At 64.8% G+C, this 14,343-nt stretch carries 11 protein-coding genes and 2 pseudogenes; 8 read left to right on the top strand and 5 right to left on the bottom strand.

The window, feature by feature from the left end:
- Positions 1 to 17: 17 nt before the first annotated feature.
- A complete protein-coding gene (ubiE, locus tag BLQ77_RS05510) occupies positions 18 to 770 on the top strand; it encodes a bifunctional demethylmenaquinone methyltransferase/2-methoxy-6-polyprenyl-1,4-benzoquinol methylase UbiE (RefSeq protein WP_089956430.1) in 753 nt (250 codons plus the stop codon).
- Positions 771 to 773: 3 nt separating this feature from the next.
- Entirely contained in the window at positions 774 to 2,306 is a 1,533-nt protein-coding gene (ubiB, locus tag BLQ77_RS05505; RefSeq protein ID WP_089956426.1) for a 2-polyprenylphenol 6-hydroxylase, read from the top strand.
- Between the two features lie 80 nt (positions 2,307 to 2,386).
- Here the strand turns inward: ubiB and BLQ77_RS05500 are convergent, their stop codons facing one another.
- On the bottom strand, positions 2,387 to 3,055 hold the full coding sequence (locus BLQ77_RS05500) for a flagellar hook capping FlgD N-terminal domain-containing protein (RefSeq protein ID WP_089956422.1): 669 nt from the start codon (positions 3,053 to 3,055) through the stop codon (positions 2,387 to 2,389).
- Between the two features lie 11 nt (positions 3,056 to 3,066).
- Positions 3,067 to 5,997, bottom strand: a complete 2,931-nt coding sequence (locus tag BLQ77_RS05495) for a flagellar hook-length control protein FliK (RefSeq protein ID WP_131821989.1) — start codon at positions 5,995 to 5,997, stop codon at positions 3,067 to 3,069.
- Between the two features lie 110 nt (positions 5,998 to 6,107).
- On the opposite strand from BLQ77_RS05495, the gene BLQ77_RS05490 reads away from it, so the two are divergent.
- The 3 genes and pseudogenes from BLQ77_RS05490 to BLQ77_RS29245 form a co-directional block, all read left to right on the top strand.
- A complete protein-coding gene (locus BLQ77_RS05490) occupies positions 6,108 to 6,368 on the top strand; it encodes a rod-binding protein (RefSeq protein WP_089956413.1) in 261 nt (86 codons plus the stop codon).
- Positions 6,361 to 6,717 (top strand): flagellar protein FlgN, encoded by a 357-nt coding sequence (locus BLQ77_RS05485; protein WP_242661633.1) that lies wholly within the window; start codon positions 6,361 to 6,363, stop codon positions 6,715 to 6,717. The genes BLQ77_RS05490 and BLQ77_RS05485 overlap by 8 nt, the downstream gene beginning before the upstream one ends.
- Before the next feature lie 206 nt (positions 6,718 to 6,923).
- Positions 6,924 to 7,064 (top strand): annotated as a pseudogene (locus BLQ77_RS29245) (flagellin N-terminal helical domain-containing protein); the annotation flags it as partial.
- Here BLQ77_RS29245 and BLQ77_RS05480 read toward each other — a convergent pair.
- Positions 7,055 to 8,311, bottom strand: a pseudogene (locus tag BLQ77_RS05480) (flagellar hook protein FlgE); the annotation flags it as partial. The pseudogenes BLQ77_RS29245 and BLQ77_RS05480 sit on opposite strands and share 10 nt — an antisense overlap.
- A gap of 109 nt (positions 8,312 to 8,420) precedes the next feature.
- A complete protein-coding gene (locus BLQ77_RS05475; RefSeq protein ID WP_089956839.1) occupies positions 8,421 to 9,275 on the bottom strand; it encodes a flagellar motor protein MotB in 855 nt (284 codons plus the stop codon).
- Between the two features lie 266 nt (positions 9,276 to 9,541).
- Here BLQ77_RS05475 and BLQ77_RS05470 point away from each other — a divergent pair, with 266 nt between their 5' ends.
- Together BLQ77_RS05470 and BLQ77_RS05465 are read left to right on the top strand one after the other, a co-directional pair.
- Complete coding sequence (locus tag BLQ77_RS05470) at positions 9,542 to 11,641, top strand: YjbH domain-containing protein (RefSeq protein WP_089956404.1); 2,100 nt, start codon at positions 9,542 to 9,544, stop codon at positions 11,639 to 11,641.
- A gap of 8 nt (positions 11,642 to 11,649) precedes the next feature.
- Positions 11,650 to 12,309: a YjbF family lipoprotein gene (locus BLQ77_RS05465; protein WP_242661632.1), complete on the top strand. Its 660-nt coding sequence runs from the start codon at positions 11,650 to 11,652 to the stop codon at positions 12,307 to 12,309.
- Between the two features lie 42 nt (positions 12,310 to 12,351).
- Here the strand turns inward: BLQ77_RS05465 and BLQ77_RS05460 are convergent, their stop codons facing one another.
- Complete coding sequence (locus BLQ77_RS05460; RefSeq protein ID WP_089956397.1) at positions 12,352 to 12,963, bottom strand: sugar transferase; 612 nt, start codon at positions 12,961 to 12,963, stop codon at positions 12,352 to 12,354.
- A gap of 229 nt (positions 12,964 to 13,192) precedes the next feature.
- On the opposite strand from BLQ77_RS05460, the gene BLQ77_RS05455 reads away from it, so the two are divergent.
- Complete coding sequence (locus tag BLQ77_RS05455; protein ID WP_008886935.1) at positions 13,193 to 14,284, top strand: polysaccharide biosynthesis/export family protein; 1,092 nt, start codon at positions 13,193 to 13,195, stop codon at positions 14,282 to 14,284.
- Positions 14,285 to 14,343 lie beyond the last annotated feature (59 nt).

Here is a 14,343-nt window from a genome sequence, read left to right as displayed (position 1 = left end):
ACAGGACGGCAAGACCCATGAGCGACAACACCCAGAAAACCACGCATTTCGGTTTCACCGATATCCCCGAAAGCGAGAAGGCAGGCCGGGTGCGCGGCGTCTTCGGGTCGGTGGCGTCGAAATACGACGTGATGAACGACGCCATGTCGATGGGCATCCACCGCATCTGGAAGGATGCGATGATGGACTGGCTGGCGCCGCGGCCCGGGCAGCGGCTGCTCGACGTGGCGGGCGGCACCGGCGACATCTCGTTCCGCTTCCTCAAGCGCGCGGGCCATGGCCACGCCACCGTGCTCGACCTGACCGAGCCGATGCTGGTCGAGGGCCGCAAGCGCGCCGAGGCCGCCGCCAAGGCCGACGAACTCGACTGGGTGGTGGGCGACGCCATGGCGCTGCCCTTCCCGGACAACAGCTTCGACGTCTACACCATCTCCTTCGGCATCCGGAACGTCACCCGCCCGCAGGAGGCGCTGAACGAGGCCTACCGCGTGCTTCGCCCCGGCGGCCGGTTGATGGTGCTCGAATTCAGCCAGATTCCCAACGACATGATGCAGAAGATCTACGATCTCTACTCGTTCCACATCATCCCCCGCATGGGGCAGGCCATCGCCGGCGACCGCGACAGCTACCAGTACCTCGTCGAGTCGATCCGCAAGTTCCCCGACCAGGAGACCTTCCTCGGCATGGTGAGGACGGCGGGCTTCGGAAACGCCAAGTACCGCAACCTGTCGATGGGCATCGCCTGCCTGCATTCGGGCTGGAAGCTGTAATTCATGCGTGGACCGCACAACATCTGGCGCCTGATCCGCACCGGCGCCACCTTCGAACGCACGGGCGCCATGGGGGTCGTTCTCGACGCGCTCGACGCGCCAAAGTCCGTGCGCGTGGCCTTCCGCACGCTGGTCTGGCCGTTCAAGTGGCTCGGAATCGAGGGCGATCCGTCGATGCCGCCCGCCACCCGCGCGCTGTCTGCGCTGGGGCCGGCCTACATCAAGTTCGGCCAGATCCTCTCGACCCGGCCCGACGTGGTGGGGCAGGACCTCGCGAACCAGCTCCGGGTGCTGCAGGACAAGCTTCCGCCCTTCGGTGTCGAGAAGGCCCGTGCACAGATCGAGTCCGAGCTCAGCGTGGCGCTGCCCGAGATCTTCTCCGAATTCAGCGAGCCCGTGGCCGCCGCATCCATCGCGCAGGTGCACAAGGCGCGCCGCGCCGACACCGGTGAGACTGTCGCGGTCAAGGTGCTGCGTCCGGGAATCGAGCGTGCCTTCCGCACCGACATCGATGCCTTCTACTTCGCCGCCGACATGATCGAGACGCTGGCGCCTGCCTCACGGCGGCTGCGCCCACGCGACGTGATCAAGCATTTCGAGAGCGTCGTGATGGGCGAACTCGACCTGCGGCTCGAATCCGCTGCGGCCAGCGAATACGCTGCCAATACCGAGGGCGACGCAGGCTTCCAGCTGCCCGCCGTGGTCTGGGGCCTGTCCGGCCGCCGGGTGATGACCATGAGCTGGGCCGAGGGCGAGCCGCTCGGCGACAATGCCGCGCTGGATGCCGCCGGCCACGACCGCGTGGAACTGAGCGAGCGGGTGCTGCAGCTTTTCCTGAACCATGCACTGCGCGACGGCTTCTTCCACGCCGACATGCACCAGGGCAACCTCAAGGTGGCGCCCAACGGTGACATCATCGCGTATGATTTCGGCATCATGGGACACATCGACGAATATACTCGCCGGGTCTACGCCGAGATTCTCTACGGGTTCATCCGTCGCGATTACAAGCGTGTCGCCGAGGTACATTTCGAGGCCGGCTACGTGCCCGCCGACCGCGACGTCGATGAATTCGCCCGTGCCCTGCGCGCCGTCGGCGAGCCGATCTTCGGCATGGACGCCACGCGGATCTCGATGGCGCGGCTGCTCTCCTACCTGTTCGAGGTCACCGAGCGCTTCGGCATGCAGACCCGGACCGAGCTGATCCTGCTGCAACGAACCATGGTGGTGGTCGAGGGGGTGGCACGGTCCCTGAACCCGCACATGAACATCTGGCATACCGCGCGACCCGTGGTCGAGGACTACATCAAGACCTCGCTCGGCCCGCGCGCCGTTCTGCGCGATCTGGTGCTGACGACCCGTGTTCTGGGCCGTTTCGGGCCGCGTCTGCCAGGGTTGGTCGAGGCCGCGCTGATCCGCCAGTCCGAAGGCGACGCGCCTGCACGCCGCAATCCCTGGCCAGGCCGCATCGGCTGGAGCGCTGCCGGCGCCGTCCTGGGCGCGGTGCTGGTCTTCGGCTGGCATTACTGGAACTGACCCCTCGTCATTCGGCCAAGCTTGCGGCGTCGCGCAAAGGTACGCAGGGTCGCGTCCGGTCTGCCGCTGCGTCGCTTGCGTCATGCGATGCCCGATCGCAGCGCGGTCACATCCGAGGCACGGATCTCGCTCCCATCGGAGAGGGTCAGCATCACCTCACCGTTCTGCTGCCGCACCTCGATGATCGGGTTATACACCTGCGCGTCGGATCTCCCGATCACCCCGCTGCCCGAGAGGCTTTCGATCTGGAAGCTGTAGACACCAGAGGGAAGGGGATCGCCGAGGTCGTCCACGCCGACCCAGGCGATCACCGGATCAGACATATCGAGGGTCAGGGTCTGCACCTCCGACCCGCCGGAGTTCCGCACGACCAGCCGCGCTCCATCCGCGCCGCTTGCATACTCCGGCCGCAACACGATCGGCGCCCCACCGTAGAAGACCGGCGCGTCTGAAAGCGCCTGTTTCCCGATCCAGCCGGCAAGATGCTGGAACTGGTTGCCGCCGATGACGCCGGTCAGTTCCTTGAGCAGGTCGTTGGTCAGCACCTGCTGCTCGACCGAGGAGAAGGTCGCGAGCTGCGTCGCGTACTCCGTGGTGTCGAGCGGATTCAGCGGATCCTGGTTCTGCATCTGCGTGGTGAGCATCTTGAGAAACGTCTCGAAATCGGAGCTGAGCACAGTCTTGTTCGTGCTCGCCGTGTTCGAGGAAGAGATTGAGGCGTTCGCCGCCCCGACAGATCCGGTTTGCATGGGTTACCTCCTCAGATGCGGATGTCGAGGCCGTCGGACGGGGTAACCCCGCGTGCGGTCATTCTCGGAGTTTCGATGTCCTGGTATCTGTCGATTGGCGCCGCATGATCGGTCGCCATACCTCTACCGGCCTCACCGCCTCGACCATTGCTCTGTCCACCCTCGCCGAAGCTGAAGCTGGCGTCCCCGTAACCAAGGTCCGATAGACTCCGGGCCAATTGGTCCACATGACGGCGCAGAAGGTCGAGCGTCTCCGGTCGATCGGCCGAAATGTTGAGCAGAAGCCCATGCTCTCCGTGAATCATCCGGAAGCGCAAATGGCCAAGTTCCTCCGGCCGGAGTTGCAGCTCGATGACATCATTGGCAGCGTCGGGGGCGGTCGTGACCCCCTCAATCACCTGCCTCAGCACCGAAGTTGCGGTTTCCGTGCGGTGAAACGCAGTGCCGGCAGGAGCCTGCGAGGCCGAACCGGACGCACGCGCCTCGCCCGACAACATACCGAGGCCGGCCTCGAGCGGCTCGGGGTCGCCGTCATCCAAAACAGGCGAGAGCACTGATCCTGTAGGCTGGGTTCGCTGCGAAAGCAGATCCGAGCGGATCGGAAAACCTTGTGCGGAGACAATCTTGCCCCCAATCTGCTGGGGTGAGGTCCCCTCGTCCATATTCTCGCGCAGCATCCCGCTTTCTACGCGGCGTAGCCTTTGCGTTTGCGTCACGGGCTCTGGCGTGGGGCTCTGCAACTTTGCGCCGCTTAAACGCGCGGTGGTCTGCTCCGGCCGGTGGCGGAAAAACCGGACAGTCTCATCGGAATACGCGCGAGGATGGCCCAACGCTTGTGGTGCTGCGGTGCCCAGCGATGAGCGTTGCCACACAAGCGCTGGCACTTGTGTGGTCTCGCGCTTGTCGATGCGACCACCGACGATGCCGTGTGCGAGTGTCTCCGCACCAGTTTCCGGGGCCGCTTCAGAGGTCGAGTCTGAGATGGTGTCTATGGATCGTACCTGTCCAGCGCCCGGAACCTGGACGGTTTTTTCACGAGAATTTTCCGAAAAGGGGAGGCTCTTCGCCAGTTGAGGGTCTGGCAGCCGTCGCGTCTCAGGTGGTACAAGCTTCCCGATTGGATCCAGGCTCGGTGCATCTTCGCCGGCCTCCGCCGTCGCCATCTTCCCCTCAGGCGGCTTTCCGAAGATATTGTCTTTGTTGGCTTCTGAACGGCCTTGGACCGTGCTTCGCGTAGCGGACACCTCTCCGGAGACCACATGGCCGACTTCAGCGGAAGGCTCATGCTGCTGCCCGGAATTGTTTGCGCTCCTTAGGGTTTCGGCGGCGATAGGTTCGGCGCTATTTGTGTCTGGCAGATGGGCCATTGCTTCGCGGGCAGCGCCTGTGAACAGGATCTGCGCCCTTGCTGGTTCGGGCGTTGGCTCAAACTGTGGGGTACGCGATGATGGGTGGATATGTCCCAAGTCACTAAGGGATGCTGGACGGCGTGCCGATGAGCGCAGTCCGAACGCGACCTCAACTTGCTCACCAACTTCCTTGGATGTTCGATCTGCAGCGAGACCAGCTGCTTCCGCCGAAACAGAGGGCATTGCGAGTGTTTTTGATTGAGCGCCGTTTTCTGTGTTCCGTCTTGCTTTCGGGGCGTCACCATCGACAGAAGGAGTTGCCGAGACCTCTGTGTCAGGGATGCCTTCGATAGTGCCATGCGCCGGCATGGGAACATCAAGCCGGCTCCCATAAGAAATTCTGCCGTCACGCACTTGGCTAGTCTCGGCCGAAAAGCGCACTTCGCCACGTGCCCGGACTGCGGTGTGTCCTGGTCTTGCCAGGGACACGTCTAAACCCGAACGCAAGTTCGTTTCCAAGCGACTCGCCGGAGGTTCGGTCGTGAGCTCCCCGCGCGGGTATGGCATGGCGACATTCGTTCCGGTCCCTTCCACGTCACCCAGGATCACAGTGCGCACCGCGCTCTTGGGTTCGAAGATGTCGACTTGGTTCCGTGAGGTGGAAGGAACCTGAAACGAAGTGCTTGGTCTATCAACCCTTTGATGTGCAAGCCTCATTCTTCGAGGTTCGCCGCCACTGACACTTTTCTGTGGGTGGGTTTCGGCCAAGCGTGACGCTGAAGGAGACTCCTGGTCTTGCGTTCGACCGGTCGGCATAGACGCTTCATTTTCTGACGGTTTTTCCGCTTTGGAGCGGACAAGCGTGCCGGACGCGACTGATCGAAATTCAGCTCTGGTTTTCTGAGGTGCTGAATCGGCTTGCGGCGCAGGGCCTGGTCGCGCGACGGCGAATGGGTCTCTGTCTTTGCCTGCCAGCTCCTGGCCTTGAAGGTACGAGGGCATTCGAGGCGTGTCCGCCTGCTCCGACCTGGTGCTGCGTTCTATCCTTTGGATATGCGGCACGTCCGCGGAGATAGGGGCGGCCACATGCGCGGGCTGTACACCCCCCATCGAGGCCGCCGCGCCACGGGCCGAAACCTCCGTTGCGACTGCGTTAGTTGGGGCTATCGAACGTCTGGTTGTGAACATGGTCAATGCATTGTCGTGCTTGGCGACAAGTCCGGCACCCAGTTCGCCGTCCCGATGTGCCGGACCATCCTGCTTCCCTGGAAATGTCGCGCCACTTTGCGCTTCCTGACTGTCATCGTGGTCGGGCAAACCAGGCAGATCTTCGACATCCTCCTCTTCAGCGAACGCCTCATTCCGCCCGACCTCTATAGCCTCCGCGGAAGAAGGATCTGAGGCAGATACCTCTTCAAGCCGCGGCTCAGCATCGGCCTCAGGCAAACTGTCATCGCCCGAGGAGCGCGACTCATTGCGGACGCTTCGAAAGACCTCGTCGAAGGGCATCTCGCAGCCGCGCTCGGCGGCACCGTTCTCCTTGTCCTTCGCGACAAGCGCGTGGCTCAGAAAGCCTGTGAGTTGGCTCAGCATGGTCACTCCGGGAATTCTTCCGTTCCCGGGAACATATCGTGCACATCCTTACCGGTTCTTTACCGTCACGCGATTGAATGGGCTCAGTTGAGTCCAATTGGAGCCACCTGATGGAAATCACCGGTACTGGCCCGGCCAAGCCTCCGGACGCGCTGCGCAAAGCGGCCGTCGAGCTGGAAGCCACATTCCTGAACGAAATGCTGAAGGCAGCGCGGCTTGGCGAGAGTCCGGCGGGCTTCGGTGGGGGCATCGGCGAGGAACAATTCAGCTCTTTCCTGCGCACTGAGCACGCGCGGGTCCTGGCGGAGCAAGGCGGCATCGGGCTCGCCGAATCGATCTATCACGCTATAAAGGAGCGACTGCATGACTGAGATGGCCCCCGCCACACTCGAGGCGCTCGAGGCGCTGCTCGACCGCGAACGCCGCGCCTTGCTTGACGGCGCGCTGGACGACATCGGCCCGATCATGGAGGAGAAGATCGCCCTGATCGACCGGCTGGCCGAAAGCCCGCCCGACAACAGTGACGCGATTCGCCCTCTGCGCCTGAAGCTGCGCCGCAACCAGGAACTGTTCGATCAGACGCTCGCCGGGATTCGCAATGTCGCGGAAAGGTTGGGGGTGCTGCGCCAGATCCGGAAATCCATGGATGTCTATGATGCACAGGGGCGCAGGGAGACCATCAGCGCCGAACAAGACAGTCGGCTGGAGCGCCGCGCTTGAACGGATTCGAGGCAAATCGCGTGCAACTCACCGAGGCGCCTTAGCGCACCGTTAGGATTCCCGAGGCAAGGTGGCCTCGCATCCGATTGGATGGCGCGGCGGGCGTGACGCCCGGTCTGCTCTCGTCAGAAAGACGTTCAGGAAGCCGGTTCCGGCACAACACAAAAGCCGCGTAAAGCGCGGCGCGACTGTAAGGACACATATCAATGTCTAGCATCCTGACGAACAACGGCGCCATGGTGGCGCTGCAGACCCTCAAATCCATCAACAACAACCTCGCCATGACCCAGGGCGAGATCTCGACCGGCAAGTCGGTTGCGACCGCAAAGGACAATGCCACGGTCTGGATCACCTTCGCGTTGGACGAATAGGCGCGCTGGGTGCGGATCATGTCAGTCAGCTCACGCGCGATGTCCGTGGCGGACTCCTGCCGGGCGTAAGATTTGACGCTGCCGGTCGGACCGTCGCCCGCGTCCCACAGGAAGAACGAGCCGCTCTCGGGCGAGGGCCGGAAAGTCGAGCCGTCCACCGCGATCATGCCGTTGTAGTTCGGCAGGTCGGCGAGCGGGATCTGGTAGAGCACCTGGCTCTGGCCGCTGTCGTAGAGCGCGCTGACATAACCGTTCTCGTCGACCTCGACCGAGACCATGTTGCCGACCGAGGAGCCGTCCTTGCTGATCGAGATGGGCGCGAAGCCGTCGCCAAGCTGCGAGAGGCCGCCGGTCTCGCCAACCGCGCCGATGTGGAACTCGATGGGGCCGCCGGACACGTTGACGGTGAAGAGACCGGTCGCGCCGTCATAGACGCCGCCGGTGATGTCGGCGACCGACAGGATGGTGCCACCGCTGCCGCTCGTGTTGTCGAAGGTGATGGTGTACTCGCCGATCACCGCGCCCGCCTGTGCGGAGTCCGTCATCACCATGGTCCATTCGTTGGACATGCCGGTGGCGGGCACCGTGGGCGTGAAGGTGATCGAGACGCTCTGCGAGATGCCGACGTTGTCGAAATACTCGATCTCGAGATACTCGGTCTCGCCCGAGGCGCCGGCCTGTGTCGCGGTGGCCGGAAGGTTGAGCGCCATGTCGACCGAGGTGGTCGGGTCACCGGTGAGGCTCAAGCTGAACTGGATGGGCTCAAGCCCGTTGATCGTGTCGCGCGGATAGTTGGGGATCGTCCCGTCGAGGTTCGCAGGCCAGCCCATCAGGTAGTAGCCGGACTCGCTTGCCAGGTAACCGTTCTCGTCGATGCGGAAGGAGCCCGTCGAGGTCAGCAGCAGCTCAGGCTCTCCGGTCGCCTCGTATTGCGAGACCGCGACCACCGGCAGCATGCCGATGCCGTCGATGGCGAGGTCGGTGGCGTTGCTGGTCGAGACCAGCGCGCCGCCCTGGTCGACCAGACGCAGGTTGTCGACCGAGGTGCCCCCGGCGGTGTAGGTTCTGGTTCCGCTCGACATCACCAGTGCGGTGAAATCCGTCTCGACCCGGCGATAGCCGTAGGTCGAGGAGTTGGCGATGTTGTCGGAGATCGCGGCAAGCCGGCTTGCGTTTCCGGAAAGCCCCGAAACCCCGGCATTGAGCGACGAAGAGATGGTCATGGGACACGCCTTTCTGCTGTCTCGATCTGATTACTCGCGACAACAGTTACGGGCGTGGCCTTAACGCCGCGCTAACAGGTAAAATGCGAGCCATAACCGGCCCGCGTTTTCACCCCTTGCGCAGGAAGATGACCTCGAGCCGGTTGTTGCGCGCATCCATGGGGTTGCTCTGAGACGGCTCGCGGTCGGCATGGGCGGTCACCCGGTCGATGCGCTTGCGGTCGAGCCCGCCGGCGAGCAGGAGCTGCCGGAAATCGTCCGCCCGCCGCGTCGACACGTCCCACGAGGGATCGCGCGCGAGCACGATGGGAAAGGCCGTGGTGTGGCCCTCGACCGCGAGCGGGTTGGTCACCAGCCGCGAGACCCGCGCAATGACCCCCGCGAGATCCCGCAGGAGCGGCATCGGCGCCCCGGTCTCGTCGAAGAGGCGCGCGTCCTCGGTCTCGAAGAGTTCGACCACGAGGCCTTCGTCGGTCACCCGCGTCGCGATGTGGCGCATGAGGTTGTCGTCGATCATGGTCTCGCCGCCGCGTCCCATGAGCAGGTCCTCGAGCGCCTTGAGGTCTTCATCGCTCGCGCCGGCCTCTTCGGCCTTGCCGGTCTCCCGGGCCTGGCCGGGATCCGAGGAGCCGCGGGCGCGGTTCTGGGCCATGGGATTGAGACTGGTGGCGCCGGTGCCGACCCGCGGCAGCACCGCCTCGGTGAAGACGCTTTCGCCGCCGAGGGTGCCGTCGCCGCCACCGGACATCCGGCTGACCGCGATCGTCGGACTGAAGTAGTCCGCGAGCCCCTTGCGCTGTTTCTCGGTCGTCGCGTTGAGCAGCCACATCAGAAGAAAGAAAGCCATCATCGCCGTGACGAAATCGGCATAGGCGACCTTCCAGGCGCCGCCGTGATGCCCGTCGCCGCCCGATACTTTCTTTCTCTTGATGATGACCGGCGCGACATTGCTGTCGACCGCCATTTCCACCACCTCGTTATTCACCCCGTCGATGGTGATAGCCGGGCATCCGTTTCCGCCGGCTTAACGTTTCAAAATGTCCGCGTTCGGCATGGGCGGGGACGTGCCGTTTATCCCACAGGGCGCCACCTGCCACGGGAGGGTCGATAGACAGGGACGGGGATTCCGACTAGCTCTGGTGCCGGAAACCGATTGCGTCAGGGGTCGATTGAATGGGGACGGGGCCAGTGAATCCAAGGAGACAGGCGCGGATTTTAGCATCCATCGCGATGCTTGCAGCGTTCTCCGGCGCGTCTTCGGCACAGGAGTTCCCGTCGTTCAACAGCTACGGCTCGCCGGGCCTGATCGACATGCCCTCGGCCGAGGTGGCGCCCGACGCGACCATCGCGCTGACCTACGGGCGGATCCATGACAGCAACCGGCTGTCGCTGATCTTCCAGATGACCCCGCGGCTGATCGGCACGTTCCGCTACAGCGGCATCCAGAACTTCGACAACCGCGACAGCGTCGACGGCGTGTTCTACGACCGCAGCTTCGACCTGCGCTACCAGATCCTGACCGAGGGCGAGATCCGCCCCGCCGTCGCCATCGGCCTGCAGGACTTCATCGGCACCGGCATCTACAGCGGCGAATACCTCGTCGCGACCAAGACCGTGACGCCGCAGCTCAAGCTCACCGCCGGTCTCGGCTGGGGCCGCCTCGGCAGCTACAACTCTGTCGCCACGCTGGGCACCCGCCCGGTCGAGACGCTGGGCGAGGGTGGCCTGCCGACGCCGGACCGCTGGTTCCGCGGCGACATGGCGATCTTCGCCGGCATGAGCTACGCGCTGAACGACCGGCTGAATTTCACGCTGGAATATTCCTCGGACGACTACGAGCGCGAGTCAGAGTTCGGCGGCTTCGACCACGGCTCGCCCTTCAACTTCGGCGTCGACTACAGGCTCAAGAACAACACCCAGCTGTCGCTTTACTACGCCTATGGCAACACCATCGGCGCGCAGGTCACGGTGTCGCTGAACCCGAAATCCACCGGCGTGCCGGGCGGCAACGAAAGCGCCGGCGTGCCGGTGAAGCCGCGTGAACCCGCCGACATCCAGGATCTCGGCTGGGCCAGTACGCCCGCCGGGCTCGCCGCGGTCGAGGACAACACCGCGCAGCGCCTCGTCACCAGCCTCGAGAAGGAAAAGCTCGAGGTCGAGGGCTTCGACCTGCAGGGGCGCAACGCCACGCTCAAGCTGCGCAACCCGATCTACGGTGCCCCGGCGCAGGCCATCGGCCGCGCGGCGCGGGTGATGACCCGCGTGCTGCCCGCCTCGGTCGAGCAGTTCACCATCATCCCGTCCGAGAACGGCATGCCGATGTCGGCGGTCACCATGCGGCGCTCGGATCTCGAGGCGCTCGAGAACGACGCCGCGGTCGAGATGCTGGCCCGGACCACGATCACCGACGCCTTCGGCCGCGCCCCGGCCGTGGACATGTCGCAATATCCCAAGTTCACCTGGTCGCTGACGCCCTACTACGCCTACTCGGCCTTCGACCCGCAGGACCCGCTGCGCATCGACGTCGGCGCCCGCCTCAGCGGCGAGCTTGAGGTCACGCCGAACGTGGTGCTGAGCGGCTCGATCAAGAAGAAGGTTCTGGGCAACCTCGACACCATCACCCGGATCGACGAATCCAAGCTGCCGCGGGTGCGCACCAACTACAGCTACTACGCGCGCGAGGGCGATCCGCAGATCGACCGGCTGACGCTCGATCTCTACGCGCGCCCCGGTCCTGATCTCTACGGCCGCCTGAGCATGGGCTATCTCGAGCAGATGTATGCCGGTGTCTCGGGCGAACTTCTGTGGAAGCCGGTGGACAGCCGCTTCGCGCTGGGGGCCGAGCTGAACTACGTCCGCCGCCGCGACTACGACGGCATGCTCGGGCTGCTGAGCAACACCACCGTCGACCCGGTGTCCGGCGTCGAGCGCGACATCCCCGACGTGAACGGCCATGTCTCGGCCTATTACGCCTTCGGCAACGGCTTCCACGGTCAGGTCGACATGGGCCGCTACCTCGCGGGCGACTACGGCGCCACCGTCACGGTCGAGCGCCAGTTCACCAACGGCTGGCGCGTCGGGGCCTTCGCGACCCTCACCGACGTGTCGGGCGACGACTTCGGCGAAGGCTCCTTCGACAAGGGCATCACCCTGACCATCCCGCTGTCGATCGGCCTCGGCACGCCCTCGCGGAAGACCCAGACCGAAACGATCCGCACCATCCAGCGGGACGGCGGCGCGCGCCTGAATGTCTCGAACCGTCTCTACGAACAGGTCCGGACATGGCACGAACCGGACGTGGCCAACACTTGGGGAAGGTTCTGGCGATGAAATTCCGCATGATCCCGAAGCTCGCAGGGGCGCTTGGCCTGGTGGCGGCGGTCGCCGCCTGCAGCAACGATCCGTATTACAACAACCCCTTCGCCGCCAGCTATGACGTCATCTTCGGCGGCGCCGGGGAACCGACGCCGGTGACGCAGGAGCAGATCGTCCAGACCCTGACGTCGACCGACCTGCCGACGGTGTTCCTCAATATCCCCGAGCGCCAGTCGCAGACGCTGCTGGTGCGGATCGAGCAGAACAACGGCTACGACACCTACGCCAACGCCGGGCGCCAGGCGGTGATCATGCGCAACGGCGTGATCGTCGGCACACGCGGCTTCGGCGGAGACCTGATGTCGACCGATGCCGGCGGCGTCCGTGACCTCGTGCGCGGCTCGCGCACCGGGCAGGCGACCTACATCCAGCGCTTCCTCACCGCCGAGGACGTGACCCGCACCGTCACCTACCGTTGCGGCGTCGAGCCCGACAAGCCGGTCGATGTCTCGATGGGGCTTGTGCAGGGCACCGCCCGCGAGGTCATCGCCGCCTGCGAGAGCGCCGACGGCACGCCCTTCGTCAACTACTTCGTGGTGGACGGGAACGGCGACATCCTCGCCTCGCGCCAGTGGCTGGGTGAAGAACTCGGCTACGTGTCGATGCACCGGCTGCGGCGCTGACCCCGCACGCTTCACCGACAACCGCGCTGCACCGGGTGTTCCCTAGTGCAGCGAAATCCGGCGGAACACCGTCGCGAGCATGAGCTTCAGATCGTAACAGAAGCTGCGTTTGTTCGTGTAGATCCGGTCGAGCCGGGCCTTGCGCGGCACGCAGCGGCGGCAATAGACCGCCTCGGTCTCGTCCTTGCTGCTGCAGGGGGCGAGCAGCCGTTCCTCGGTGCGGTGAAAGGCGAGGGTGGCAAGCCCGGTGACGCCCGGCCGCGATTCCAGCACCTCGGCATAGAGCTCGGGGAACATCTCGGTGTAGCGGCGCAGGGGCGGGCGGGGACCGACGAAGCTGATGTCGCCGCGCAGGATGTTCCAGAGCTGCGGGATCTCGTCCAGCCGGTAGCGGCGCAGCGCGCGCCCGGTGCGGGTGATGCGCGAGGACTTGTCGCCGCCGGACACGCCGCGATCCGAGGCATCGGGCTTCATGGTGCGGAACTTCCACAGCCGGAAGCCCTCGTCCTGGGTTTTCATCCGCTCGGAGAGATAAAGCACAGGCCGGCCGTCGAGCACGAGGATCGCCAGCGCGATCAGCACGATGAAGGGTAGGAGGCCCGTCAGCAGGACCAGCGCCGCGACGACATCGAAGACACGTTTTCCCGGGGTCATTGTTCGCCTCCTGCGCGAGACGGCGTCCGACACGAGCCTGAAGCGCGATTCAGGCCGGCTGAATCCCGCTGACCCTCCGCAACTTGCGCCATTCCCGACACCCGGTCCCGTCCAATTTGCCATTTTCGAACCACAAGAGGCTGTCTATCACCAGCGACAACCGCTAAGAAAGCCTTTGAAAGTCAGGATGCACTTCCCGGGGGTCTCGTTGCCAAGATTACATAGCCTCGTGGTTGCCCTCGCAGCCGTTCTGCTCGTTCCTGCCTGCAGCCTGCCGCGCGGTGCCGCGATCCAGTCCCAGGTGGTGAGCGAGTCCTCTTCCGAAGCGCCGACGTTCCAGGTGGTTCCGGTCACCCGCGCCAACATGCCCGCCATCGCGGCCTGGCCGAAGACCGGCGAAGACACCGTCTACGGCTGGCCCGGAACCTCGCAGGGGTCGAATTCGAACCTCATCCAGACCGGCGACCAGGTGAACATCGTGATCTGGGACAGCCAGGAGAACTCGCTGCTGATCGACGCCGCCGCGAAATCGACCCGGCTGACCGCGATCGAGGTGAGCCCCAGCGGCTCGGTCTTCGTGCCCTACGTGGACGAGGTCTACATCCGCGGCCTCACCCCCGACGCCGCCCGCGCCCGCATCCAGGAAAAGCTCATGCAGATCGCGCCCTCGGCGCAGGTGCAGCTGAGCCTGACGCAGGGCCGCAGCAACTCGGTCGAGCTGGTCGGCGGCGTCGCCAGCCCCGGCGCCTACCCGATGCCCTCGCGCAATTACAAGGTGCTGGGCCTCATCGCCGACGGCGGCGGCATCAGACAAGGCATGCGCAACCCGCAGGTGCGCCTGCTGCGCGGCGGCACCACCTACGAGACCTCGTCCAAGGACCTGCTCGAGAACGGCTCACGCAACGCGCTGCTCTACCCGGGCGACACGGTCATCATCGAGGAAGACGACAAGAGCTTCACCGCCATGGGCGCCTCGGGCAGCGAGGACCTCGTCTACTTCCCCAAGGACGACCTGAGCGCGATGGAGGCGATCTCGCTGATGGGCGGGCTCAACCCGAACCGCGCCGATCCCAAGGGCGTGCTGGTGCTGCGCGAATACAGTGTGCGTCACCTGCGCTCGGACGGCAGCGCCCCGCGGATGCAGCAGGTGGTCTTCACCTTCGACCTGACCTCCGCCGACGGCCTCTTTGCCGCGCGGAACTTCGAGATCAATCCCAACGACACCGTGCTCGCCACCGAGTCGGTCATCACGCAGGCCCAGGTGGTCTTCGCGCTGATGGGCAGCGTCTTCGGCCTGACGCGGCAGATCGGGGTCAACTGATCCCGGTCCCGCTCAGGGACACCGCATGAGAAAAGGGCGCATCCAAGGATGCGCCCTTT

This window comes from Salipiger thiooxidans (genome assembly GCF_900102075.1).
Classification (GTDB): domain Bacteria; phylum Pseudomonadota; class Alphaproteobacteria; order Rhodobacterales; family Rhodobacteraceae; genus Salipiger; species Salipiger thiooxidans.
Note: the sequence above shows the minus strand (reverse complement) of the source record. Positions and strands in the feature narration are given on the sequence as shown.

Coding starts and splice junctions, on each gene's coding strand:
- ubiE (WP_089956430.1), top strand. CDS start 18: ATGAGCGACAACACCCAGAAAACCACGCATTTCGGTTTCACCGATATC.
- ubiB (WP_089956426.1), top strand. CDS start 774: ATGCGTGGACCGCACAACATCTGGCGCCTGATCCGCACCGGCGCCACC.
- BLQ77_RS05500 (WP_089956422.1), bottom strand. CDS start 3,055: ATGCAAACCGGATCTGTCGGGGCGGCGAACGCCTCAATCTCTTCCTCG.
- BLQ77_RS05495 (WP_131821989.1), bottom strand. CDS start 5,997: ATGCTGAGCCAACTCACAGGCTTTCTGAGCCACGCGCTTGTCGCGAAG.
- BLQ77_RS05490 (WP_089956413.1), top strand. CDS start 6,108: ATGGAAATCACCGGTACTGGCCCGGCCAAGCCTCCGGACGCGCTGCGC.
- BLQ77_RS05485 (WP_242661633.1), top strand. CDS start 6,361: ATGACTGAGATGGCCCCCGCCACACTCGAGGCGCTCGAGGCGCTGCTC.
- BLQ77_RS05475 (WP_089956839.1), bottom strand. CDS start 9,275: ATGGCGGTCGACAGCAATGTCGCGCCGGTCATCATCAAGAGAAAGAAA.
- BLQ77_RS05470 (WP_089956404.1), top strand. CDS start 9,542: ATGCTTGCAGCGTTCTCCGGCGCGTCTTCGGCACAGGAGTTCCCGTCG.
- BLQ77_RS05465 (WP_242661632.1), top strand. CDS start 11,650: ATGATCCCGAAGCTCGCAGGGGCGCTTGGCCTGGTGGCGGCGGTCGCC.
- BLQ77_RS05460 (WP_089956397.1), bottom strand. CDS start 12,963: ATGACCCCGGGAAAACGTGTCTTCGATGTCGTCGCGGCGCTGGTCCTG.